General features: G+C 65.2%; 25 protein-coding genes. 5 read left to right on the forward strand and 20 right to left on the reverse strand.

From position 1 onward, the window contains the following. Nucleotides 1-212 precede the first annotated feature (212 nt). Together ML540_RS13695 and ML540_RS13700 are read right to left on the reverse strand one after the other, a co-directional pair. Complete coding sequence (locus tag ML540_RS13695) at nucleotides 213-1130, reverse strand: SPFH domain-containing protein (protein ID WP_243362062.1); 918 nt, start codon at nucleotides 1128-1130, stop codon at nucleotides 213-215. A 3-nt stretch (nucleotides 1131-1133) separates the two neighbouring features. Beyond that, complete coding sequence (locus ML540_RS13700) at nucleotides 1134-1589, reverse strand: NfeD family protein (RefSeq protein ID WP_243362064.1); 456 nt, start codon at nucleotides 1587-1589, stop codon at nucleotides 1134-1136. 199 nt (nucleotides 1590-1788) lie between these two features. Here ML540_RS13700 and ML540_RS13705 point away from each other — a divergent pair, with 199 nt between their 5' ends. Continuing rightward, nucleotides 1789-2079 (forward strand): hypothetical protein, encoded by a 291-nt coding sequence (locus ML540_RS13705; protein WP_243362065.1) that lies wholly within the window; start codon nucleotides 1789-1791, stop codon nucleotides 2077-2079. A gap of 86 nt (nucleotides 2080-2165) precedes the next feature. Here ML540_RS13705 and ML540_RS13710 read toward each other — a convergent pair whose 3' ends face one another. Then, entirely contained in the window at nucleotides 2166-3359 is a 1194-nt protein-coding gene (locus ML540_RS13710; RefSeq protein WP_243362067.1) for an anaerobic nitric oxide reductase flavorubredoxin, read from the reverse strand. Nucleotides 3360-3559: 200 nt separating this feature from the next. On the opposite strand from ML540_RS13710, the gene ML540_RS13715 reads away from it, so the two are divergent. Beyond that, a complete protein-coding gene (locus ML540_RS13715) occupies nucleotides 3560-3889 on the forward strand; it encodes a hypothetical protein (protein ID WP_243362069.1) in 330 nt (109 codons plus the stop codon). An 84-nt stretch (nucleotides 3890-3973) separates the two neighbouring features. Here ML540_RS13715 and ML540_RS13720 read toward each other — a convergent pair whose 3' ends face one another. From ML540_RS13720 to flgB, 8 genes are all read right to left on the reverse strand, one after another. Next, entirely contained in the window at nucleotides 3974-4189 is a 216-nt protein-coding gene (locus ML540_RS13720; protein WP_243362071.1) for a hypothetical protein, read from the reverse strand. Nucleotides 4190-4397: 208 nt separating this feature from the next. Further along, on the reverse strand, nucleotides 4398-5717 hold the full coding sequence (locus ML540_RS13725; protein ID WP_243362073.1) for a FliI/YscN family ATPase: 1320 nt from the start codon (nucleotides 5715-5717) through the stop codon (nucleotides 4398-4400). After that, a complete protein-coding gene (locus ML540_RS13730) occupies nucleotides 5714-6448 on the reverse strand; it encodes a FliH/SctL family protein (protein WP_243362076.1) in 735 nt (244 codons plus the stop codon). Before ML540_RS13730 ends, ML540_RS13725 begins: the two co-directional genes overlap by 4 nt. A 1-nt stretch (nucleotide 6449) precedes the next feature. Beyond that, entirely contained in the window at nucleotides 6450-7445 is a 996-nt protein-coding gene (fliG, locus tag ML540_RS13735) for a flagellar motor switch protein FliG (protein WP_243362078.1), read from the reverse strand. 3 nt (nucleotides 7446-7448) lie between these two features. Further along, entirely contained in the window at nucleotides 7449-9047 is a 1599-nt protein-coding gene (gene fliF / locus ML540_RS13740) for a flagellar basal-body MS-ring/collar protein FliF (protein WP_243362080.1), read from the reverse strand. A gap of 23 nt (nucleotides 9048-9070) precedes the next feature. Next, nucleotides 9071-9418 carry a flagellar hook-basal body complex protein FliE gene (gene fliE / locus ML540_RS13745; protein ID WP_243362082.1) on the reverse strand — a complete coding sequence of 116 codons (348 nt, stop codon included), beginning with the start codon at nucleotides 9416-9418 and terminating at the stop codon, nucleotides 9071-9073. A gap of 10 nt (nucleotides 9419-9428) precedes the next feature. Then, a complete protein-coding gene (gene flgC / locus ML540_RS13750; protein WP_243362084.1) occupies nucleotides 9429-9866 on the reverse strand; it encodes a flagellar basal body rod protein FlgC in 438 nt (145 codons plus the stop codon). Between the two features lie 2 nt (nucleotides 9867-9868). Beyond that, nucleotides 9869-10282: a flagellar basal body rod protein FlgB gene (gene flgB, locus ML540_RS13755; protein ID WP_243362087.1), complete on the reverse strand. Its 414-nt coding sequence runs from the start codon at nucleotides 10280-10282 to the stop codon at nucleotides 9869-9871. Between the two features lie 391 nt (nucleotides 10283-10673). On the opposite strand from flgB, the gene ML540_RS13760 reads away from it, so the two are divergent. Together ML540_RS13760 and ML540_RS13765 are read left to right on the forward strand one after the other, a co-directional pair. Next, complete coding sequence (locus ML540_RS13760) at nucleotides 10674-11246, forward strand: tetratricopeptide repeat protein (protein ID WP_243362089.1); 573 nt, start codon at nucleotides 10674-10676, stop codon at nucleotides 11244-11246. A gap of 174 nt (nucleotides 11247-11420) precedes the next feature. Then, complete coding sequence (locus ML540_RS13765; protein ID WP_243362091.1) at nucleotides 11421-12011, forward strand: IMP cyclohydrolase; 591 nt, start codon at nucleotides 11421-11423, stop codon at nucleotides 12009-12011. A 255-nt stretch (nucleotides 12012-12266) separates the two neighbouring features. On the opposite strand, the gene bla is transcribed toward ML540_RS13765, so the two are convergent. The 9 genes from bla to ML540_RS13810 form a co-directional block, all read right to left on the reverse strand. Further along, on the reverse strand, nucleotides 12267-13145 hold the full coding sequence (gene bla / locus ML540_RS13770) for a class A beta-lactamase (protein WP_243362093.1): 879 nt from the start codon (nucleotides 13143-13145) through the stop codon (nucleotides 12267-12269). A gap of 284 nt (nucleotides 13146-13429) precedes the next feature. Continuing rightward, on the reverse strand, nucleotides 13430-14056 hold the full coding sequence (locus ML540_RS13775; protein ID WP_243362095.1) for an FMN-binding negative transcriptional regulator: 627 nt from the start codon (nucleotides 14054-14056) through the stop codon (nucleotides 13430-13432). Nucleotides 14057-14157: 101 nt separating this feature from the next. Beyond that, entirely contained in the window at nucleotides 14158-15180 is a 1023-nt protein-coding gene (locus ML540_RS13780; RefSeq protein WP_243362098.1) for an alpha-hydroxy-acid oxidizing protein, read from the reverse strand. A gap of 40 nt (nucleotides 15181-15220) precedes the next feature. Further along, nucleotides 15221-16792: a DHA2 family efflux MFS transporter permease subunit gene (locus ML540_RS13785; protein WP_243362099.1), complete on the reverse strand. Its 1572-nt coding sequence runs from the start codon at nucleotides 16790-16792 to the stop codon at nucleotides 15221-15223. A gap of 4 nt (nucleotides 16793-16796) precedes the next feature. Continuing rightward, entirely contained in the window at nucleotides 16797-17873 is a 1077-nt protein-coding gene (locus ML540_RS13790) for an HlyD family secretion protein (RefSeq protein ID WP_243362102.1), read from the reverse strand. Then, nucleotides 17870-18382, reverse strand: coding sequence for a MarR family winged helix-turn-helix transcriptional regulator (locus ML540_RS13795; protein ID WP_243362105.1), 513 nt, complete (start codon nucleotides 18380-18382; stop codon nucleotides 17870-17872). Before ML540_RS13795 ends, ML540_RS13790 begins: the two co-directional genes overlap by 4 nt. Before the next feature lie 270 nt (nucleotides 18383-18652). Then, nucleotides 18653-19327 carry a phosphoribosylglycinamide formyltransferase gene (gene purN, locus ML540_RS13800; RefSeq protein ID WP_243362106.1) on the reverse strand — a complete coding sequence of 225 codons (675 nt, stop codon included), beginning with the start codon at nucleotides 19325-19327 and terminating at the stop codon, nucleotides 18653-18655. Nucleotides 19328-19329: 2 nt separating this feature from the next. After that, nucleotides 19330-20847: a uroporphyrinogen-III C-methyltransferase gene (gene cobA / locus ML540_RS13805; protein WP_243362108.1), complete on the reverse strand. Its 1518-nt coding sequence runs from the start codon at nucleotides 20845-20847 to the stop codon at nucleotides 19330-19332. Between the two features lie 140 nt (nucleotides 20848-20987). After that, nucleotides 20988-21482: a peptidylprolyl isomerase gene (locus ML540_RS13810; protein WP_243362111.1), complete on the reverse strand. Its 495-nt coding sequence runs from the start codon at nucleotides 21480-21482 to the stop codon at nucleotides 20988-20990. Nucleotides 21483-21657: 175 nt separating this feature from the next. On the opposite strand from ML540_RS13810, the gene ML540_RS13815 reads away from it, so the two are divergent. Then, on the forward strand, nucleotides 21658-21906 hold the full coding sequence (locus tag ML540_RS13815; RefSeq protein WP_243362114.1) for a hypothetical protein: 249 nt from the start codon (nucleotides 21658-21660) through the stop codon (nucleotides 21904-21906). Nucleotides 21907-21950: the final 44 nt, after the last annotated feature.

The raw sequence follows: 21950 nt of genomic DNA on the forward strand, positions 1-21950 counted from the left end.
CCGCTGGAGGCTTCTTCCCTCCAGCCTCGCCCGCATGTCGACCCACGGCAAAGCGAGAGCCGCAAGCATGCCCAAGGCAGGATTCCGACAGGCGCTCGCCCGCTAGCCGCCGGAGGCTTCTTTCCTCCTCCAGCCGTGCCTGCTCGCCACAACGCAGCGGAGGAGGCACCTGCCAGCCGCATCGGCGGCTTCCTCTCCCCAATCCCCCGCAGCTAGGACGTCTTCTTGATGGTCTGCATGGCCGTGGCGATCATCCCGGCCACGTCGGCGGTGTTCTGGGGGATGAGCATGGTGGTGGACTCCCTGGCCAGCTTGGCGAAGGCGTCCACGTACTGTTCGGCCACGCGCAGGTTGGCGGCGGTGAGGCCCCCTTCGGCGTTCAGGGCCTCGGACACCTGCTTGAGGCCGTTGGCGGTGGCCGCGGCCACCAGTTCGATCTGCTTGGCCCGGCCTTCAGCCTCGTTGATCTGGCGCATCTTCTCGCCCTCGGAGAGGTTGATGGCCTGCTGCTTCTGGCCCTCCGAGATGTTGATGGCGCTTTGTTTCTGGCCTTCAGCCAGGGCGATCTGGGCGCGTTTTTCCCGTTCGGCGGTCATCTGGGCTTCCATGGCCTGTTTCACGGATTCGGGCGGCACGATGTCCTTGATCTCGAAGCGCATCACCTTGACGCCCCAGGCCTGTGCGGCCTCGTCCACGGCCTTGACCACCTCGGCGTTGATGAGCTCGCGTTCCTCGAAGGTCTTGTCCAGGGTGATCTTGCCGATGGCCGAGCGCAACGACGTCTGGGCCAGCTGCGTGGCGGCCATGCGGTAGCTGGAGATGCCGTAGGCCGCGAGCCTGGGATCGTTGACCTTGATGTACACCAGGCCGTCCACGTGCACGGTGACATTGTCCTTGGTGATGCAGGGCTGCGACGGCGTGTCGCCCACCTCTTCCTTGAGGGAGAACTTGTAGGCCACCCGGTCCAGCAGCGGCACCAGGATGTGGAAACCCGCTTCCAGGGTGCGGCTGTACTTGCCAAGGCGCTCCACCAGGAAGGCGCTCTGCTGGGGCACCACGGTCACGGACGTGAGGACCAGCACAAGAACCAGTCCGGCCAGGGACAGAGTGAAAATCATGAGCGAATCCATGGGTTATTGCTCCCGTGCGACCTTGAAGAGGGTGTGGTCGCCGTTGACGTCTTCCACGATGCGAACCGTCTCGCCAGCGGGAATGTGCGAATCGGCCACGGCCGTATAGAACGATCCGCGCGCCTTGATGCGGCCCGCGGTTGCGCGCGAGATGTCTTCCGTCACCACCGCCGCGGTTCCGACGAAGGATTCCATGCGCCTGAGAGGATCGCCCGAGTCACGCAGGCCGCCCTGGAAGATTTTCTTGAACGTGGTGCGAAGCGTCGCCAGGCTGGCCACCGAGGCGGCCGCGAAGAGCATGGCCTGGTAGGGCAGGGGGATGTCGAAGGCCCAGGCGGCCAGGGCCGTTATCAGCGCGCCCAGGCCGAAGAACATGATGACGAATCCGGGCAGGATCGCCTCCAGGGCGATGAACCCGAGCCCGATGAGCGCCCAGAGGACCGGCGGGGACCAATGCATCGAAACGTCTCCTTGGATTGCGGTTCGACCGCAACGCTATCATTGTCGGATGAAATCCGCCATGGCACCGGCAGGGCAAGCCTCCCATTCCGGTCGTATTCGAAATTTTCGGAAACGCTTGCGCGCAAAGGCTTCCAGCGGCTATCACTTGGCCGGGCGTGTTTTCCGGCCCGCACATGAAACCGCGAAGCAGATGGCGATGGGCAGCGAAACCCTCATACAATGGGAACTCGACAGCATCGACGAGGAAACCCTCAAGTGGCTGTACGAGTTTCCGTCCTGGAAACGGCGCAAGGCCGAGCGGCCGGAGGAAGTGACTATCCGGTTCCTGCTCGATTACATGGCCGCGCGCCTTTACGACTACTATTTCATCCAGCGCAACTACTCCTACTTGGTGCCCCTGCTGGAAGCCTACTCCAAGGAGTACGGCGACGTGGAAGGGCTCACGCGCCTGATCGAGGACGTGCGGGCGCGGCTTGCCAAGGCGTGACGCCTTGCCTGGCCGCGCCACGCGTGACGCTTCGGATCTCGGGCCGACGTCCGGATTGAGGTTCGTCCCCGACGTCGATCCCTGTGTCAGCCCAGGTTCCCGGCCAGCTCCCGGCCGAAGGCCAGGCACTGCTCCAGGCCGGACCCGTCGGGCTGCCAGGAGAGCTTGAGCCCCGGGGCGGCCAGCTCGAATCCGGCCCCGGACAGGCCCTCCTCGATCATCTTCACCGATTCGCCGCTCCAGCCGTAGGAGCCGAAGGCCGCGCCCTTCTTCTTCTTGAATCCGAGCCCGCGCATCTCCTCGAGCACGGCGGCGACGCTGCGCAGGATGCCCCGGTTGAAGGTGGGCGATCCCACAGCCACGGCCTTGGACTTGAAAACCTCGGTGATCAGGTCGTTGACGTCGGCCTTGGCGGCGTTCAGGCACTTCACGGTCATGGATGGGCGGGCGTCGCGCATGCCCTGGGCGATGCCCTCGGCCATATGGCGGGTGGCGTTCCACATGGTGTCGTAGACCACCACGGCCTGGTCCTCCTGGTAGTCGTCGGCCCACTTGAGATAGGCCTCCACGATGCGCAGCGGGTCCTTGCGCCAGATGACGCCGTGGCTGGGGCAGATCATGGACACGGGGAGCTTGAGGGCCAGCACGTCATTGATCTTTTTCGTCACCAGTCTGCTGAAGGGAGTCAGGATGTTGGCGTAGTACTTGATGGCTTCCTGGAAGAGCTCGCATTCGTCCACGGTGTCGTTGAAGAGGGTCTCGCAGGCCAGGTGCTGGCCGAAGGCATCGTTGGAGAACAGGATGTTCTCCCCGGAGAGGTAGCAGAACATGGTGTCGGGCCAGTGGAGCATGGGGGCCTCCACGAAGGTGAGGGCAAGCCCGGCTCCCAGGTCCAGGGTGTCGCCGGTCTTGACCACCTGGAAGTTCCAGTCCTGGTGGTAGGTGCCCTTGAGCGACTTCACGCCGTTGGCCGTGCAGTAGACGGGGAGTCCCGGCCGGGCGCGCAGCAGTTCGGGCATGGCGCCGCTATGGTCGGGCTCGGCATGGTTGGCCACCAGGAAGTCGATGGAATCGAGCACGCCGGCGCGGGCCAGGTTTTCCACGAATTCGCTCGCGAAGGGGGACCACACCGTCTCGATGAGCGCGGTCTTCTCGCCCCGCACGAGATAGGAGTTGTAGGACGAGCCGTGGTGGGTGCTGTATTCCTCGCCATGGAAACGGCGCAGTTCCCAGTCGACTTTTCCGGCCCAGCTGACGCGCTCGGTGATGGCCTTGAGCATGGCGATCCTCCGTGGATGATTTGGACCACCCTCATAGCGCAAGGGCGTGGCTGGAGCAAGGCGGACGGGCGTTTCAGGGGGGGCGCTCCGGGAGAGAAATTGAGAGGAAAGCGCGGGACCCGGTGCCGATGCGGGTGGACGGGCCGGAGGGTTCTGTGCGACCCTCGCAGCAAATCATCTTGAGGGAGATACGACAGGTTATGCAGCTTGCAGTGAAAATCGCGGGCCTGATGCTGGCCGCGTCGGTGCTCGGAGGGTGCGCGGCGCGCGGCCCCATGACCGATTCGGAGTTCCTGGGCTTCTGTCATTCGGCCGACAAGCGGCGCGCCGGTTGCGACAGCGTGGCCATGTGCGACACGTATCTCCAGGTGGTGGGCAAGCCCCAGGCAGGGCTCAAGCCGTGCCTGGACGGATGCGCCCAGGTGCGCGCCCAACTGGGCGCGGCGCACACGCTGGGAGGCTGCGCCGGGGCCGCCGCGGCGGGCAATGACTGGTGCCAGCGCTACTGCCGGACCCTGTACCCCGAATAGGCGCTTCCCGCCTGCATGGAGCAGCGCAATCGGCGGGGCGTCCCGAGCCTGCGCCTTCGAAAGTTATTCTGCCGGATTGCGGCGCTAGCCCACCAATTCGGCTTCCCAGGCGTCCACGTGGTAGAGGCTGGTGCCTGGGTTCTTGGCCCATGCGCTGGTGAAGTGCATGCTGGTCTCCACCGGCCAGGAACTCTTCGTGGCCAGGGCCGCTTCGATGGAACCGGCCTGGATTTCTTCCCACTGCGTGACTTCGAGCTTCATGTTGGGACCGCTGACATAGCGGACGCGGTAGGTCGGCATGGGGTGCTGCACCTCGTTCGGGAGTGATACGGGATGGATACCCCGGCCGGGCGCGGCAGGCAAGGACGCGCGGAGAGCGCGACTTTGCGCGCTTCCCGTCATCTTTCTCTTTCGGCTGGATTCGCATCGGCCGATGCGAAGCTGGAAAGGATTCCAAAGGAACGAAGTTCCTTTGGCCGCCGGAGGATCTTCTCTTACTCTTCTGCCCTCACGTCCCCGTCATGGCCTGCAGCGTGGCGAAGCTCCCTTCCAACGTCTCCGATTCGCTGACCTGCTGCTGCAGGTAGTTCCTCATGGGGCCGATCATCTGCAGGGCCTGGTCGATGTCGGGGTTGGCCCCGGCCTGGTAGGCTCCGATGTTCACCATGTCTTCCACGCGTTTGTATGTGGCGAGCATGCGAAGAAACGCCCGTCCGGCCATGAGGGCTTCCTTGGGGGTGACGTCGCTTCTCAAACGGCTGATGCTCCGGAGCACGTCGATGGCCGGGAAGTGTCCCTGGTCGGCCAGGTCTCGGGTGAGCACGATGTGCCCGTCCAGGATGGAGCGGGTGGAGTCGGCGATGGGCTCGTTGAAGTCGTCGCCGTCGACCAGCACCGTGTAGATTCCGGTGATCGATCCCACCGTGTTCCTGCCCGCGCGCTCCAAAAGCTTCGGCAGGTGCGCGAACACCGACGGCGTGTATCCCCGGGTCGTCGGGGGCTCGCCGGCGGCCAGTCCGACTTCGCGCCCGGCCATGGCGAAGCGGGTGACGGAGTCCATCATCAAAATGACGTCGTTGCCCTGGTCGCGGAAGAATTCGGCCATGGCCGTGGCCGCGTAGGCGGCGCGCATGCGCACCAGGGGGCTCTGGTCCGAGGTGGCCACCACCAGGACAGAGCGGGCCAGGCCCTCGGGTCCTAAATCTTTCTCGATGAATTCCAGCACCTCACGACCGCGTTCGCCGATGAGGCCGATGACGTTGACGTCGGCCTTGGTGTTGCGGGCGATCATGCCCATGAGCGTCGACTTGCCGACGCCGGACCCGGCCATGATGCCGACCCTCTGGCCCTTGCCCAGGGTGAGCAGACCGTTGATGGCGCGCACGCCCACGTCCATGGGTTCGGTGATGCGGGGGCGGTCCAGGGGGGCGGGCGGGTCGCCGTAGAGCGGGTAGTAGCGCCTGGGGTCCAGCGGGCCCTTGTTGTCGATGGGGTTGCCGAAGGCGTCGATGACCCGGCCCAGGAAGCGCTGGCCCACGGGCAAAAGCGGCGGGGTGGCGGTGTTCTGGATCAGGCACCCCTGGCTCACGCCGCGCAGGTCGCCGTAGGGCATGAGCAGGCAGGCGTCGTCGCGGAACCCCACCACCTCGGCGGGCACGCCCTTGTCGTCCGCGCCGCCTTCGCCCATGAGGCGGCAGACCGCGCCCAGGGGGGCCTTGATGCCCTTGCCCTCGGCGATGAGGCCCACCACCTTGCTCACCTTGCCGTAGGTGCGCACGGGGTCGAGCTCCGAGAGCAGGGTGACGCAGGCGTTGGCGTCCAGGCTCATGGCTGGCCCTCGTTGAATTCGACGCGGCTCAGAAGGTCGGAAATCTGTTCAAAGCGGGTGTCCAGGGTGTTGTCCACCATCCCCGCTTCGGATTCGAGGCGGATGCCGCCCGGGGTCATGGCCGGATCGGTCTTGATGCGCCACGCGCCCAAGCTTGGGTGGGCCTTCTTGGCCTCTTCCAGGAGCACTCCCACGACTTGCTCGTCGTCGGGGTTCACCAGCACGGTGAAGCCCTGGCGGGTGTCGAGCAGTTCGATGGCCTGGTCCATGAGGTTGCCGAGCACCTCCTGGCGGCGTTCGCCCAGTTCTGTGTGCAGGGTCTTTTCCACGGCCAGCCTGAGAAGCGCGGCGAATTCCTGGCGGTGCCGGGCCCAAAGGTTGGCGCGGTCGGCCTCGAGCCCCTGGAGCATGACGGCCAGCGACCCGCCCATAGCCGAGAGTTCGGCCTCGCAGGCCTGGCGGGAGTCGGCCAGGCCCTGCTGCAGGCCCTCCTGGCGGGCCTGTTCGCGGATGGCTTCGGCGTCGGCCATGGCCTGGTTGAGGATTTCCTTGGCCTTGGCCTGGGCCTTGGCCCGGACCCTGGCCCAGAAGGCCAGTTCGGTCTGCTCGTCCAGGGTCTGGGTCTTGATGCCCTCGATCTCGTGGACGGTCATCTCGGAGGGCCCGGCCGTGCCGATGCCCATGACCACCCGGGCGTTGCCGGGCAGGAAGCCGCCGGAATTTGTATCCATGCTAGATGAAGACATCGCCGCCGCCTCGGCCGATGGCGATCTTGCCTTCGGCCTCCAGTCTTCTCACGGTCTTGACCACGTTCTGCTGCGCGGCCTCCACGTCGGCCAGGCGCACGGGCCCCATGATCTCCAGGTCTTCCTTGATCATGGTGGCGGCGCGCTCGGAGAGGTTCTTGAAGAACTTCTCCTTGAGGTCGTCGGAGGCGCCCTTGAGGGCCTGGGTGAGCTCCTCGTTGGAGACTTCCTTGAGCAGTTCACGGATGGAGCGGTCGTCCAGGGCCTTGACGTCCTCGAACACGAACATGAGGTTGCGGATGTCCTCGGCCATCTGCGCCGATTCCTCTTCGATTTCGGAGAGGACCTCTTCTTCGGTCGCGCGGTCCACCGCGTTGAGGATTTCGGCCACCGCCGTGACGCCGCCCACCTTCTTGCCTTCTTTTCCACCCATGGCGATGAGCTGGTTTTGCAGCACCTTGTCCACTTCCAGGAGCATCTCCTCGGCCACGGCCTCCAGGCGCGCCAGGCGCATGAGCACTTCGGCCCGCACGCCCGAGGGCAGGTTCTGGAGCAGCTCCGCGGCCTGGTCGGGATGCAGGTGCCCCAGGATGAGGGCCAGGGTCTGCGGGTGTTCGCTTCTGAGTATCTGGGCCAGGATGCGCGGGGAGACGTTTTCCAGCTCCTGGAAGGGAGTGGGCCCGGAGGCGATCTCCAGCGAATCCATGATGTACTTGGCGGTGTCGGAGTCCAGCGCCTTGGAGAGCATGCGCTTGACCGTGTCCGGGCCGCCCACCAGCAACTCCTGACCGAACTGCATCGTCTCGTTGAACTCCTTGAGCACCTCTTCGACGCCTTCCTTCTCGATGGTGTCGATTTCCAGCATGGCCTTGGAGATGCGGGCGATCTCGCCCCTGTCCATGCGTTTGAACACCTCGGAGCAGAATTTGTCGCCGAGCGCCAGGCAGAGCACGGCGGTCTTTTGCGGTCCGGTCAGGGCCATGGCTTACGCAGCCTCCTGCTTGAGCCATCCTCGAAGGATCTGGATGGCCTGTTCGGTGTTGGTCTCGAAGAGCTGCTGCGCCAGAACCTTGGCGTTCTCCAGCCGCTTCGAGATTTCCAGCAGTTCCGACTCGTCCTCTTCGGGCTCGGCCAGGGCGATGCGCCGTTCGGCCTCGGGCAGGCGGTTGAGCTGCTCGATCTCCTCGCGAGTGACGCGGGGGCGGATGAGGGCCATGACCACCGGGCGCACCACCAGGAGCAGGAAGAGGAACACCAGGAGGCCGTTCAGGAAGGGCTTGCCCAGGCGCTGGGCGTATTCCAGCATGTTCTGGGTGAGGCTCGGCTCGGCCATCAGCTCGCGCTCGCCGAAGGACATGGAGCTCACCTCGATGGTGTCGCCGCGCTTGAGATCGATGCCCACCGCGCTGGATACGGCCTGCTTGATGCGCTCGATCTCTTCGGCGGGCCTGGGGATGAACTTGGGTTCCTTGCTGTTCGGATCCTGAATGTAGTCCACGATAACCGCGACGGAGAGGCGCTGCAACTCCCCGGAAGGGGCCACGATCTCCTGCTGCTCGGCGTCGATCTCGTAGTTGGTGATGCGCTTTTCCTGAGACTGGTCGACCTTGTTCTGGGTGCCGGAGAAGCCGTCACCCCGGAAGTTGGTCTCAGGCACGGAGCCGTCCACGTTGGCCTTCTGGTTGGTGGAGGATTCCTCGCGGGTCTCGGAGCGCACCACGGTCTTGTTGGGGTCAAAGCTCTGGCGCTTGGTGACGCGCTGGGAGAAGTCCAGGCTGGCCGACACCTTGGCGATGGACTTGCCGCCGCCCACGATGGGGGTGAGCAGTTCCTCGATCTTGCGTTCGATGTTCTGCTGGTAGTTGTTGCGGAAGTCGAACTGGGTATTGGTGAGGCCGTCGATGCTCCCGCCGTCCTTGGCCTGGTAGACGATCTTGCCCGCGGTGTCGGTGATGGTGACGCGGCTGGGGTCCAGGCCTTCCACGCTCATGGCCACGAAGTTGACGATGCCCTGAATCTGCTTCTGCTCGAGCTTGGCCCCGGGCTTAAGCGTCAGCACCACCGAGGCGCTGGACTTGCGCTGCTCCTCGATGAAGAGGCTCTTGGCGGGCAGCACCAGGTGCACCCGGGCCTTGTCCACGGCGGGGAATTCCGAAATGGTGCGCGCCAGCTCGCCCTGCAGGGCTCGCTGGTAGTTGATGCGCTGCACGAAGTCGGTCTGGCCCACCTTGGTCTCGTCGAAAATCTCATAGCCCAGGCCCGCGCCGCGCAGCTTGCCTTCGCCAGCCACCTTGATGCGGGTCTCGCTCACCTGGTCGGCCGGGACCAGGATGGTCTGGCCGCCGTCCTCGAGCTTGAAGGGCGTCTTGTTCGCCTTGAGCATTTCCATGACGCGGTTGGCGTCGTCCTGGGCCAGCTTGGTGAAGAGCACCTTGTAGTCGGGCTGGTTGAACCACAGGACCATCAGCACGAAGGCGGCGACCACCGAGACGGCGACTCCGGCGAACAGGATACGCTGGGCCATGGTGCGGGCGGACCAGAAACGGGTGGCCTGATCCCAGAGCGATTTGAGCAGAGCGGGCATGGAAGGCTCCTATCGTTTAGCGCCTAGAAAGGCATCTTGACCAGTTCCTTGTACATATCCATGACCTTGTTGCGCACGGTGGAGGTCATGGACATGGCCAGGCCGGCCTTCTGCAGCTGGATCATGAGTTCGTGGACGTTCTGGTTCTCGCCGGTGGTGAAGGAGGACACCATCTGGTCCTTCTTGATCTGTTCGGCGTTGACGTCGGCCAGGGAGCTCTTGAGCGAATCCACGAAGTTGGTCTTGTGGCTGCCCGAGGTGCCGAAGGCCTCGGCCACTTTCTGCTGCACGCCCTGGGCGCCCGTGGTGCCCAGAGTGTTCTGGCCCATGGCGGCGCGGTAGGCGTTGATGCCGATTGGACTGATGGCCATGGCGAGTCTCCTAGCGTCCGATCTCAAGGGCCTTGTTGTACATGGCCTTGATGGTGCTGATGGTGGTGGTGTTGGCTTCGTAGCCGCGCGAGGCCTGGATCATGTTGGTCATTTCCTCGACCACATTGATGTCGGGATATTGAACGAAGCCGTTGGCGTCGGCGTCGGGATGGCCGGGCTCGTAGACCTGCTTGGTGGGGCGGTTGTCGTTGACGATGCCCGTGACGCGCACTCCCTGGAGTTCCTGGGAGAGGGCGGAGTCCATGGCCTTGCCGAAGGGAGTCGCAGGGGTGGACTCCAGGGCCACGGACTTGCGCTGGTAGGGCCCCTGCCCGTTGGCGGTGCGCGTGGTCTTGGCGTTGGCCAGGTTCATGGAAATGACGTTCATGTAGGTGCGCTGGGCCGAGAGGGCCGAGCCACCGATGTCGAGGGCTGTCATGAAGTCCATGATTACTTGCCTCCTTCCGCGATGATCTTGGAGATGCCGTCGAAGTTGGACTTCATCACCGTGGTCAGCGCGTTGTACATCAGGGAGTTCTTGGCCATGGTGGACATTTCCTTGTCCATGTCCACGGCGTCGGCCCCGTAGATGGTGCGGGGCTTGAATTCCTTGACCACGTCGCCCTGGTAGTCCGAGGCGTCGTAGGTGCCGGGAACGTGCTTTCCGTTGGTCCGGGTCATGCCGCTGCGCAGGTCGGCGGTGCCGATGGCGTTCTGGAGGTCGGATTCGAAATCCAGGGAGCGGGCCTTGTACCCGGGTATGTTGATGTTGGCCAAATTGGACATGACGAGGTTTTGACGCTCCAGGCGCAGATCCATGACCTTGGCGATCAAGTTCGCGTTGGCTCCGTAGATGTCCGTCATGGCGTGGCTCCTTGGGCGGCGGCTGATTTTGCCGGGCTCTCTTCGCTCGGCGGGAGGCCGCCCCGGCCCATCTCATAGCAACTCCCGTTCCAAATGATTAACCATCCGGAATGTAAGAAAAACATCCAAAATGGCGTAACCTGGCATGCGGCGTGCTCCTCTTATTATGGTTGCCTGCCCGTCGGAGGAATTTGCCTGTCCCGGCGGTTGGCACGCAGATTGCTTGGGTGATCTCGCCGGTGTGCCGGTCCCCGGGAGGGACATTCGTCGGACACCGGTTGCGGAAGGGGAGGCGGGAGGCCAGGACGGCCATCCCGGCTTGGGAGAATCGACAGGACGCCACGCCCGGGAGAAGGTTTTGGCGAGGCGTCCATCACCGGAGGGGACAGTCATGAGCGGTCATCTGGACTACGAAATCAACAAGGAACTGGGCGAGTGCTACTTGTTCATGGGCGACCTGGACAAAGCCGAAGAGTATTACCGTAAGGCCATGAGCTCCAATGGAGTCCATCCCGAGCCCTACCTGGGGCTGGCCACCATCTGCGTGCACCGGGGCAACCTGGACGACGCCTTCAGCTTCTACCGCAAGGCGGCCAACGTCGAGGCCAGCGACAAGTCGCTGTCGGGCATGGCCCTGATCGAGATGGAACGCGGCGAGCACGACGCGGCCTTCAGCCACTTCTCGCAGGCTCTGGACCACAACCCCGAGAACATGGTGGCGCTCTACAGCATCATCAGGATCGGCCAGGCCACGGGACGCCTGGGCGAAGTGGTTCCCCATCTGGAGAACTACCTGTCCATCGAGCCCCTGAAGCACGACATGAGGTACTCCCTGGCGGGATGCCTGGTGGCCGCCGGACGCGAAGGCGACGCCAAGGCCCAGTTGGACCGTATCCTCGAGCACGACCCGGCCCATGCCTGCGCCGTGGAACTCAAGGACCACCTGGAAGCCAAAGCGGCTTAAAGCGCGCTCCGGAACAATTTTTCGACGAATCTCCCCTCCCCCATTGGTTCCCGGTCCGGTACCGCTCCCGGCGGCCGGACCGGGAATCAAATCAAGACGGGCGGGAGATGACGGAACCGGGTTGCCAAGCGCGGGCTATTTTGGCACTGCCAAGCCAAAACAAGCGAGGCAGCCATGGATCTATTGCCCATTCGCAGGGCCATTCTCTCGGTCACGGACAAGTCCGGACTGGCCGGGTTCGCCGCATTCCTGCACGAAAACGGCGTGGAGCTTGTCTCCACCGGCGGCACCAAGAAGGCCATGACCGACGCGGGGCTTCCCGTCACGGCCGTGGACCAGGTCACGGGATTCCCCGAAATGCTGGGCGGCCGGGTAAAAACCCTGCACCCCAACATCCACGCGGGCATCCTGGCCGACAAGGACAATCCCGAACACCTCTCCACCCTTGAGTCCTTCAAACTCAAGCCCTTCGACCTCATCTGCGTCAACCTCTACGACTTCGCCAAGGCCGCACAGGCCAAAGCCTCCCTCAAGGACGCCGTAGAACAGATTGACATCGGCGGCCCCACCATGCTCCGGGCCTCCGCCAAGAACTTCCACAGCATCCTGGTCGTGCCGTCCCCGGTCCATTACGAGGCCATCGTGGCCGAACTGAAGGCCAACGGCATGAAGGCGACCCTGCCCCTGCGGCACAAAATGGCCGTGGAGACCTTCAAGGCCACCTCAGCCTACGATGCCATGATCGCGGGGTATCTGGGACAGTAGAAGAGTAAGAGAAGAGGGAGGCGCTTCAGGCGGCAGGGGAGGCTGAAGAGGAAGATGCCTCCGGCGGCCAAAGGGACCAGTCCCTTTGGAATCCCCAGTTGCTTCGCGTCGGGTGATGTGAAGCCGGACAAGATGCGAAAGAAGGCAGGAAGCGCGCAAGGCCGCGCTTCCTGCCTTTATTTGTGGAGAATTCCAGGGCGTCGGGGCCTGGCACAAAGCGCTTGAGAAAAACGCGCTGCCGGGGGGAGCGGAAGATCAATCCCGATGCGTCAAAATCCTTGCGGCGGAAGCGATGATCTCGTTCTTCGCTTTCGCGTCCTTGCCGTCCTGGGTGTAATACACGGCCAGGATGACCGCGCCTCCGCCGTCGGGCCAGAACACGGCGACGTCGTTCGTCGTGCCGTAATCCCCCGTGCCCGTCTTGTCGCCCACGACCCAGCCGGAGGGAATCCCGGCGCGGATGCGCTGGTTGCCCGTCGTATTGTTCAGCAGCCAGTGCATAAGAATATCCTGCTGTATTTTGGGAAGGACATTCCCAAAAAACAAGCTGCGGATGGCGTTGGCCATGCTGTCGGGCGTGCTGGTGTCCCTCGGATCGCCGGTGATGGCGGTGTTGAGTTCGGGCTCCCGCCTGTCCAGGCGGAAAGCGTCGTCCCCCAGGCCCCTGGCGAACGCCGTGACGGCTTCCGGGCCGCCGAAATGGCGCATCAGGATATTGGTCGCGGCGTTGTCGCTGTACATGATGGCTGCGCCGCACAGGTCCGAGACGGTCATCTCCTCGCCGATCTGCTTGGACACGATGGGGGCGTATTTCTCGATGTCCAGGCCCGTTATCCGAAAACGCTTGTCGAGGAGCTTGGGGTCCTCGACGCTCTGGTGGAGAATCTTCGCGACAAGAATGATCTTGAACGTGCTGCAAAAGGGGAAACGCTCGCCGCCCCGGTAGGACACGAGCGATCCGTCGCGCGTGTCCAGCATGGCCACGCCCAGGCGGCCGCCGTGCTGGCGTTCCAGCTCAGCGATTTTCTGGAGGGGAGATGCGGGCTGCTGTGCGCGGGAGGCTCCGGCGCCCGCGATCAGCATGAGAGCGAGCAGCAAGAAGGAGGCGAAAGTGCGGGGGAGGCGTCCGGACATGGCGTTGATCGTTCCTCGGGTCAATGCGTTCAACCAAAAGACGCTTTCGCCGGGCGCGCCCTCGCATATCCCGCGAAGCGATAAGCCGGGGTCCGGGGGGGGGGGGGGGGCCCCCCCCCCCCCCCGGCACGATTTTTTTGTCGAGCAGGGGGCGACCCCACCCGCCACAGCAACCGCTAAAACAAAACGCGGGTGGCCGGGGGCGCCCCCCCGCATACCCCGGGGGGGGGGGGGGGGGGGGGGGGGGGGCGGCCCCCCCCCCCGCACCCCGGAGGCATCTTTTCTTATCCGATGCGCTGCTCGACGAGACGCGCCATGTCCTCGTCCGCGTTCTCGCGGCGAAGGCCCTCGGCCACGCCCCGGCGGTCCGGCTCCGGGCGGTTCTGGCTCACCTTCCACTTGCCTTCGATATGATCGACCACAATCTCGACCCCCACGATTCCTTTGAGCATGGTGGCGATGAACTCCCCGGGCGCGTCGGAAACATGCCACGGGGCCGTCCGCCGGCTTTCCTGGCTGTCGGTGAGGGCTTCCACCTGCCCGCGCAGCCAGGAGGGCTCATCGATGACCCGCGCCCGGCCGCGCGCCTGGACCACGGCGTAGTTCCAGGTCGGGACCACTTTCCCGTGCTCGGCCTTGGAAGGATACCACGACGGAGTGATGGGGGCGTGCGGGCCCTGGAAAACCACCAGGGCCTCGCATCCCTCGCGCAGGGCGTTCACCTGGTCGTTGGCTTTCGCGATATGGGCGCGTAGGGTGCCCTTGGCCCCGTCCACGGCGACGAGGAAGGGTGCCAGGTTCGCCAAAAGGCCGCCGGAACCGGCGGTGACGAGAGTGGCCAGGGGATGGGCGCGCATCAGGGCGTGCAGCACTTCCAGACGGTCTTCACGAAAGATTTCCGGCAGATACATGAGCCCTCCGAGACGCGCGGTTCAAAATTCCGGTTCGCACGGGAAAAGGCTGCCGGGGTCGGTTCCCCGCCCCGGCAGCCTCGCGATGTGTCCGTGCCCGGTTACGGGCGGGCGGCCAGGATATCCGGCGACACTTCCCTGACGCTGGCGGTGCCGGTGAGCAGCATCGCCGACACCAGCTCGCCCTGCATCTTGCCGAGCCAGGCGGCCACGCCCTCCACGCCGCCTCCGAAGGCGGCCACGGCCATGGGGCGTCCCACCAGGGCGGAGTCGGCTCCCAGGGCCAGGAGCTTCAGCACGTCGGCGCCGGTGCGCACCCCGCCGTCGGCCAGGATCACGGCCCGGCCCTTCACCTTGGCGGCGATGGCGGGCAGCACTTCGGCCGCCCCGGGGGTGTGGTCGAGCACGCGTCCTCCGTGGTTGGAGACCACGATGGCGGCGGCTCCGGCGCTGACGGCCAGTTGGGCCTCGTCGGGGGTCATGACGCCCTTGACGATGAAGGGCAGGTTTGTGGAGGCGGCCAGTTCCTTGAGCTCCACGAAGGTCTTGGGACCGACGGGCTGGCCCTTGAGGGCCATGGTGATCAGTCCGGCTCCGTCGATGTCCATGCCCACGGCCACGGCCTTGGCTTCCTCGGCGTCGCGGATGAGGGAGAGCACGGCGTCCTGGGCGCGGGGCTTGATGAAGGGCACGCCGTGGCCGTTGTGGGCGGCGATGGCCTTGATTCCTCCGGCGTACATGGCTGGGTCGGCTCCGTCGCCGCACATGCCCATGGTTCCGGCGGCCTCGCAGCCGGCGATGATGATTTCGCTGTAGACGTCCTCGGCGAGCCTGCCGCCCATGTTGTAGACCACGCCGGTCATGGGCGCGGCCAGGATGGGCATGGAGAGGGTCTTGCCGAAGAGGCTGACGGTGGTGTCGGCCTCCTTGACGCCGTGGATGGTGCGCATGTTGAGCCGCCAGGCCTTGAGGGCCTCAAGGTTGGCGAAGAAGGCCGAGCCGGAGCCCGCCCCGCCCATGCCGGGCACTTCTCCGGCGCAGGCGCGTCCGTCGCAGACCGGGCACACCCGGCAGTATCCTTTCATCTCTTCCCGGGCCTTCTTGCGAAGAGCGGCCATATCCATAATTCGTAGCCTCCGTTCTTGGCGGTTGAGTCGTTGGGATCTAGTGCATCGGGACGTCGGCGGCGGGCTTGGCGGCTCGCCGCAGGATGAGCACGCCGGGGATGCAGATGATGCTGATTATCCCCAACAGCCGGAAGTTGTCGATATAGGCCATGAGGGCGGCCTGCTGCCCCAGGAGGCCCTGGAGCACGCCCAGGGCCTTGGCCTTGGCCAGCACGGGGTCGCAGCTCTGGGCCATGAAGGCGGTTATGCTGTGCAGGTACTGCTGGAAGACGGGGTTCGTGGGGGCCATGTTGGCGCACAGGATGTTCTGGTGGGTCTGGGCGTCCCGGGAGATCATGGTGGTGACGATGGAGATGCCCACGCCGCCGCCGATGTTGCGCATGAGGTTGAAGATGCCCGAGGCGTTGCCCATCTGCTCCACGGGGAGCCCGCCCATGGCCGTGGTGGTCAGGGGCACGAAGATGAGCCCCAGCGAGAGGCCCATGATGACGTTGGGCCAGGCGATATGGGCGGAGGTGATGTCCAGGTTGATGCCCGCGAAGTGCAGCGACGTGGCCGCCAGGATGGTGAAGCCGATGCCGATGAGGATGCGGCTGTCCACCTTGCCGATCAACTTGCCCACGATCATCATGGAGATGATGGCCCCGATGCCGCGCGGGCTGAGCGCCAGGCCGCTGTCCAGGGCGGAGTAGCCCATGAGGCCCTGGAGGAAGAGCGGCTGCAGGGTGATGGTGGCGTAGAGCACCATGCCCAAGAGGGTCATCATGGCCGTGCCCGTGGCGAAGTTGGCGTTTTTGAACACGCGCAGGTTGACGATGGGGTGCTCGGCCTTGAGCTCCCAGACGATGAAGGCCAGCATGGATACGGCCGAGAGCACCGAGAACCAGAGGATCCAGGGGGCCTCGAACCAGTCCTCGCGCTGGCCCTTGTCCAGCACGATCTGGAGGGTGGTCAGCCACACGGCCATGATGGCGAAGCCGATGTAATCCACGCTGGCCATGCGCTTGCGGGCCTCGGCCAGGTACGGGGGGTCTTCCACGAAGGTCTGGCACATAAGGTAGGCCAGCACGCCCACGGGCAGGTTGATGTAGAACATCCAGCGCCAGGAGTAGTTGTCCGTGACCCAGCCGCCGAGCGTGGGCCCGATGACCGGCGCCACGACGACGCCCAGGCCGAAGATGGCCATGGCCACGCCGCGCTTCTCGGGCGGGGCGCTCTCCATGAGGATGGACTGGGACAGCGGCTGCAGCGCTCCGCCAGCCGCGCCCTGGAGGATGCGGGCAAGGATCAGCATGGGCATGCTGGTGGCGGCTCCGCACATGGCCGAGGCCATGGTGAAGAGCACCACGCAGGTCAAGAGGAAGCGTTTGCGGCCCATGCGCACGGAAAGCCATCCGGTCATGGGCAGCACGATGGCGTTGGACACCAGGTAGCTGGTGAGCACCCAGGTGGCCTCGTCCTCGCTGGCCGAGAGGTTTCCGGCCATGTGGGGCAGGGCCACGTTGGCCATGGTCGTATCCAGCACCTCCATGATCGTGGGCAGCATCACCGACATGGCGATGACCCACAGGTTCACGGAAGGGCGCCAGGGTTGCGCGGTCTGGCTCATGGCGTCACCGCACTTTGACCTTGGGGACCACGGACATGCCGGGGGCCAGGTGCATGCCGGCTTCGGCGGAGGCCAGGTCGAAGACGATCTTCACGGGCACGCGCTGTACCACCTTCACGTAGTTGCCCGTGGCGTTCTGGGGCGGCAGCAGGCTGAAGGCCGCGCCGGTGCCGGCCTGGATGCTGTCCACGTGGCCCTTGAAGGCGTGGCCGGGGTAGGCGTCCACCACCAGGTCCACGATTTGTCCGGGCAGCATGCCGCTCAGCTGCGTCTCCTTGAAGTTGGCCACCACCCAGATGTCGTCCTGCACCACGGAGAGGACGGACTGTCCCACCTGCACGTAGTCGCCGGGTTCCACGGCCTTCTTGGTGACGCGTCCGCCCACCACGGAGGTGATCTCGCAGTAGGCCAGGTCGAGCTTGGCCTGCTCCACGGCGGCCTTGTTCTTTTCCACGCCCGCCTGGGAGGTCTGGATCTGGGTGGCCGCCAGGGCGGCCTGGGCCTCGGCCGCGGCCACGCGCTTGCGCGAGGACTGCAAGGAGGCGGAGGTGGTGCGCGACAGGGTGTCGGCGTTGTCGCGGGCCTGCTGGGACACGGCTCCGGTGTGCACGAGCTGGTTGTAGCGGGCCAGGTCGGTGGCCGCGTTGCCCGCCTGGGCCTGGGCGGAGGCTTCGTCGGCCTTGGCCTGGTCGGCTGCGGCCAGGGCGACCTGGTGCTGGGAGCGGGCCTCCTGGAGCTTCTGCTCGGCCTCGTTCAGGTTGGCAAGGGCCTGATCCAGCTTCACCTGGAAGGTGGCCTTGTCCAGCTTGATGAGCACGTCGCCAGGGGCCACGCGCCGGTTGTCCTCCACGAGGACCGTAAGCACCCGCCCGGCCACCTGAGGGGCCACGGAGGTGACGTGCCCGGCGATGAACGCGTCGTCGGTGGTTTCGAAGGCCCGTGCCTGCCACCACCAGAACCCGGCGACCGCCAGGGCTGCCAGGGCCAGGATCGCGGCCACGGCGGCCGCCGGCTTGCGGGGTTTGCGGGCGGCGCCGCCGTTGCGGGGATTCACTGCCGAGCTGCGTACTTCTTCCTTCACTTCGGGATCTCCTCGGCGCATTGCCCGGCATCGAGCCGGACTTTCGATAAGAGGGTGATGAGCGTTCTGAGTTCGTCCTGGGTGAGCCCGGACATGACGTCGGACTGGGCCAGGAACAGGTCCGGCAAAACGTTGTCGAGCACCTTCTGGCCTTCCTGCGTCAGCCCGATGCGCACCACGCGGCGGTCCTCGGGGGACTCCTCCCGCCTGACCAGCCCGTCGCGGACCATGCCCGAGAGCACGGCCGAGACCGTGGGGGTGGTGACGCCGGCCATCTCGGCCAGCTTGCACACGGGCACGGGCTCGTTTTCGCGGCTCAAGAGGCACAGGATCATGAACCGGCCGTATGACAGCCCCAGCTTGCCGAGCCTGCGCTCGGCGTTGTGGTGCAGGATGGTGCCGGTGCGCAACACGTGCAGGTATGCTTCCGTCACCAGGAGGTCCATGGTGGGGTAGCGGGCGGCCTTTTCAAGCAGGGTCTGGTAACTGGGCAATTCCTTGAGAATCATGGTGAGCCTCCAAACGTTAGCTGGCAAATAATTAGACGCCTAATGGCTGTCAAGTGGAAATCCTGCATACTTGTCGAGACCGGATGCGGACAAGGTTACGGGGGCATCGGAAATATCCAAAAACACGCGCAGGAGCGGCTGCGCCGGAGCACGACCGGGCATTGGCCGCGACGCCGCGCGCAAAGGGAAGGGGGGCGGATTCGTTCCGCCGCGTCCGGCGGGATTGGATGAAATGCCTGCAGGGCCCAGGCAACAGCCGGGCGAAGAGGGCTAGAAGCCGAGTTCCAGGGGGGGGTTCACCAGCGCGCCGGGAACTTCCCCGGCCTTGGGCACCGGCGCGGGCTGAACCCGCACCTTGCGGCCCTCCAGGCGCAGACGGTCGGTGGCCAGCCACTGCACGGCCTGGGGCAGCACACGGTGCTCGCAGGCCAGGATGCGTCCGCCCAGGGTCTGGCCGTCATCCTCGGGATAGGCGGGCACGGCAGCCTGGATGATCACCGGGCCGTGGTCCATGATCTCGTCCACGAAATGCACGGTGCAACCGGAGATGGCCACGCCGTAGTCGGCGGCGTCGCGCGGGCCGTGCACGCCGGGGAAGCTCGGCAGAAGGGCGGGGTGGATGTTGATCACCTTTCCGGGGAAGGCTCTCAGGAACTCGCCGGTGATCATACGCATGAACCCGGCCATGACCACGGCCTCGCCCCCGGCCTTGCGGATGGCCCGGATCATGGCCCGGTCGAACTCGGCCCGGTCCGGGTAGTCGGCGTGGGGGATGCAGACGTGGGGCAGCCGGTGCTTGCGGGCACGCTCCAGGCCGTAGGCGCCCTCCTTGTTGGAGAGCACCAGGGCGATGCGCGCATCGAGCGCCCCTTGCTCGATGCGGTCGATGAGGGCCTGAAGGTTGGACCCGGAGCCCGAAACCAGGACGGCGATGGGCAGCGCCACTATCAGCCCTGCACCACCGCGTCGGCCAGAGCCTTGGCCAGGGCCGGGATGGTGTACGCTTCAGGCTGGATATCCGGCTCGAAGCCATGCTTTTTCAGCGTTGCCGCCGTGATGGGGCCGATGCAGGCGATCTTCACCTTGGAGCGCAGGGGGGCGAGCCTGTCCGTCGGGATCATGGCGAAGAAGTTGTCCACCGTGGAGGAGCTGGTGAAGGTGAGGTAGTGGATCTCGCCTTCCTCGATGGCCGCCACCACCTCGTCCGGGTCCTGCTGGGCCAGCTTCGTCTCGTAGACCGGCAGCACCGTGACCTGAGCACCGGCGCGGGTGAGCTCCTCGGGGAGCACCTCGCGGGCCTGGGCAGCGCGGGGGATGAGCACCTTCTTGCCGCCGATCTGGAGGGCGAGCAGTCCTTCGACCACGGACTCCGCGATGAACTTCTCGGGAACGAAGTCGGCCTTGATGCCCCGGTCGAGCAGGGCCTGGGCCGTGGCGGGCCCGATGGCCGCCACCTTGAGCCCCCCCATGGCCCGGGCGTCCAGGCCCATGGCGGCAAGCTCGTGCCAGAAATATTTGACCCCGTTGGCCGAGGTGAACACCATCCAGTCGAAGCAGGAGAGGCTGCCCACGGCCTCGCGCACCGGGGCGGTGTCGGCCAGGGGAGCCACGTCGATGGTGGGGTATTCCCAGGTGCAGGCTCCCATGTCCTCCAGGATGCGCACCAGGTCGCTGGCCTGCTCGCGCGAGCGGGTGACCACCACGCCCTTGCCCAGAAGCGGGCGTTTTTCGAACCAGTTGAGCTTGTCGTGAAGCCCAACCACCTCGCCCACCACCAAAAGCGACGGGGCCTTGAAGCCCTGGCGCTTGGCCTCGGCCGGGATCTCCTCCAGGGTGGAGACCATGGAGCGGTGGCGGCAGGTGGTGCCCCAGCGCACCAGGGCTGCCGGGGTCTTGGGATCGCGGCCGCCGTCGATGAGGCGGCGGGAGATGTCGGTCAGGTTCTTGACGCCCATGAAGAAGATGAGCGTGGACGCGGCCTGGGCCAGGGCGGGCCAGTTGTGGGCGGACTCGTCCTTGGTGGGGTCCTCGTGGCCGGTGATGAAGCTCACGGAGGAGGCGAACTTGCGGTGGGTGATGGGGATGCCCGCATAGGCCGGGGCGGCCACGGCGCTGGTCACGCCGGGGATCACCTCGAAGGTGAGCCCCTCTTCCAGGAGTTCCTCGGCCTCTTCAGCGCCGCGCCCGAACACGTAGGGGTCGCCGCCCTTGAGGCGGGCAACCACCTTGCCCTCCTTGGCCTTGGCGACCAGGAGCTTGTTGATGTCGCCCTGGGGCAGGGTGTGGTCCCCGCCCTTCTTGCCCACGTAGATCACCTCGGCGTCGGGGCGTCGGAAGTCCAGGAAGGCCTTGTTGGCCAGGTAGTCGTAGACCAGCACGTCGGCGGTCTCCAGCACGCGCTTGGCCTTGAGGGTGAGAAGTCCCGGATCGCCGGGTCCCGCGCCGATGAGATAGACGTTGGGCATGTGTGTAAGCCTTGGGGCGTTGGCGTTTGTCAGGGCGGCCTCTCCGGTCGTGACCGGATGGGCCGCCCTGGTGTGGTCGTCAGGAAACGGCGGGTCGGGATGTCCGGCCCGCGTCGACGCGGTCGCTTTCCTAGCGGGGGCTATTCCTCGCGCAGGACGCTGTTGATGGTCACGGGCTCCACGGGAACGTCGTCGTGGAATCCGGCCCGGCGGGTGCGCACCTTCTTGATCTTGTTGACCACGTCCATGCCGTCCACAACCTTGCCGAACACGCAGTAGCCCCAGCCATCGGGGGTCTTGGACTTGTGGTTCAGGAAGTGGTTGTCGTTCACATTGATGAAGAACTGGGCGGTGGCGCTGTGGGGGTCCATGGTGCGGGCCATGGCCAGGGTGCCGGTGAGGTTCTCCAGGCCGTTGTCGGCCTCGTTGACCACGGGGGCGTTGGTGGGCTTTTCCTTCATGGTGACGTTCATGCCGCCACCCTGGATCATGAAGTTGTCGATGACCCTGTGGAAGATGGTGCCCTCGTAGAACCCGTCGTCCACATACTTGAGGAAGTTGGCCACGGTGGCGGGGGCCTTGTCGGGGTAGAGCTCGATAGTGATCAGGCCCATGGAGGTTTCCATTAGAACCATAGCGTTTCGCTCCTTGGCGTGGTCTTTCTTTGTCCGGGCGAAATAGCTCACATCCGGCCCGGAGTCCATCCCCGGCGCGCCCCGCAAGTCAATTGCGAAAATTGTAAAAACGTGTGGTTTTTGTGCAGGGGTGTGCTAGAAAGGAGCCAGTTCGTTTCTTACCAAGGAGAAAACGATGACCAAGGCCACCTGGGAGAAAGTGTTCGAGTACGCGTCCATGCCGGTACACGGCACGCTGTCGCGCAAGCTGCGCAAGGGGCTCAAAATCCAGATCAACGAGGGCAAGGTCTATGAGCAGGCCACCCTGTTTCTGGGCGAGGAGTTTTTGCGCGTGACCGAGAAGTCCGGCAAGGAGTCGGTCAACACCTATTACGGCTGGGAAAAGCTGGTGTGCGTGCGCACCATCGGGGAAACCGAGGAATAGGCGAGGGATAGACGCGTCCGAAAAAGCCCCCTCCGGACGGTCCG

Origin of the sequence: Fundidesulfovibrio terrae, from assembly GCF_022808915.1 — a bacterium.
Lineage (GTDB): Bacteria > Desulfobacterota > Desulfovibrionia > Desulfovibrionales > Desulfovibrionaceae > Fundidesulfovibrio > Fundidesulfovibrio terrae.

What these genes read in the sequence shown, in the direction of transcription:
- ML540_RS13725 (WP_243362073.1), bottom strand. Translation starts at nt 5,717, where the DNA reads ATGAGCCTGGACGCCAACGCCTGCGTCACCCTGCTCTCGGAGCTCGAC.
- ML540_RS13730 (WP_243362076.1), bottom strand. Translation starts at nt 6,448, where the DNA reads ATGGATACAAATTCCGGCGGCTTCCTGCCCGGCAACGCCCGGGTGGTC.
- ML540_RS13700 (WP_243362064.1), bottom strand. Translation starts at nt 1,589, where the DNA reads ATGCATTGGTCCCCGCCGGTCCTCTGGGCGCTCATCGGGCTCGGGTTC.
- ML540_RS13765 (WP_243362091.1), top strand. Translation starts at nt 11,421, where the DNA reads ATGGATCTATTGCCCATTCGCAGGGCCATTCTCTCGGTCACGGACAAG.
- cobA (WP_243362108.1), bottom strand. Translation starts at nt 20,847, where the DNA reads ATGCCCAACGTCTATCTCATCGGCGCGGGACCCGGCGATCCGGGACTT.
- ML540_RS13760 (WP_243362089.1), top strand. Translation starts at nt 10,674, where the DNA reads ATGAGCGGTCATCTGGACTACGAAATCAACAAGGAACTGGGCGAGTGC.
- fliG (WP_243362078.1), bottom strand. Translation starts at nt 7,445, where the DNA reads ATGGCCCTGACCGGACCGCAAAAGACCGCCGTGCTCTGCCTGGCGCTC.
- ML540_RS13705 (WP_243362065.1), top strand. Translation starts at nt 1,789, where the DNA reads ATGGGCAGCGAAACCCTCATACAATGGGAACTCGACAGCATCGACGAG.
- ML540_RS13785 (WP_243362099.1), bottom strand. Translation starts at nt 16,792, where the DNA reads ATGAGCCAGACCGCGCAACCCTGGCGCCCTTCCGTGAACCTGTGGGTC.
- fliF (WP_243362080.1), bottom strand. Translation starts at nt 9,047, where the DNA reads ATGCCCGCTCTGCTCAAATCGCTCTGGGATCAGGCCACCCGTTTCTGG.
- ML540_RS13715 (WP_243362069.1), top strand. Translation starts at nt 3,560, where the DNA reads ATGCAGCTTGCAGTGAAAATCGCGGGCCTGATGCTGGCCGCGTCGGTG.
- ML540_RS13810 (WP_243362111.1), bottom strand. Translation starts at nt 21,482, where the DNA reads ATGGTTCTAATGGAAACCTCCATGGGCCTGATCACTATCGAGCTCTAC.
- flgC (WP_243362084.1), bottom strand. Translation starts at nt 9,866, where the DNA reads ATGGACTTCATGACAGCCCTCGACATCGGTGGCTCGGCCCTCTCGGCC.
- bla (WP_243362093.1), bottom strand. Translation starts at nt 13,145, where the DNA reads ATGTCCGGACGCCTCCCCCGCACTTTCGCCTCCTTCTTGCTGCTCGCT.
- ML540_RS13815 (WP_243362114.1), top strand. Translation starts at nt 21,658, where the DNA reads ATGACCAAGGCCACCTGGGAGAAAGTGTTCGAGTACGCGTCCATGCCG.
- flgB (WP_243362087.1), bottom strand. Translation starts at nt 10,282, where the DNA reads ATGACGGACATCTACGGAGCCAACGCGAACTTGATCGCCAAGGTCATG.
- ML540_RS13780 (WP_243362098.1), bottom strand. Translation starts at nt 15,180, where the DNA reads ATGGATATGGCCGCTCTTCGCAAGAAGGCCCGGGAAGAGATGAAAGGA.
- ML540_RS13720 (WP_243362071.1), bottom strand. Translation starts at nt 4,189, where the DNA reads ATGCCGACCTACCGCGTCCGCTATGTCAGCGGTCCCAACATGAAGCTC.
- ML540_RS13695 (WP_243362062.1), bottom strand. Translation starts at nt 1,130, where the DNA reads ATGGATTCGCTCATGATTTTCACTCTGTCCCTGGCCGGACTGGTTCTT.
- ML540_RS13710 (WP_243362067.1), bottom strand. Translation starts at nt 3,359, where the DNA reads ATGCTCAAGGCCATCACCGAGCGCGTCAGCTGGGCCGGAAAAGTCGAC.
- ML540_RS13795 (WP_243362105.1), bottom strand. Translation starts at nt 18,382, where the DNA reads ATGATTCTCAAGGAATTGCCCAGTTACCAGACCCTGCTTGAAAAGGCC.
- fliE (WP_243362082.1), bottom strand. Translation starts at nt 9,418, where the DNA reads ATGGCCATCAGTCCAATCGGCATCAACGCCTACCGCGCCGCCATGGGC.
- ML540_RS13775 (WP_243362095.1), bottom strand. Translation starts at nt 14,056, where the DNA reads ATGTATCTGCCGGAAATCTTTCGTGAAGACCGTCTGGAAGTGCTGCAC.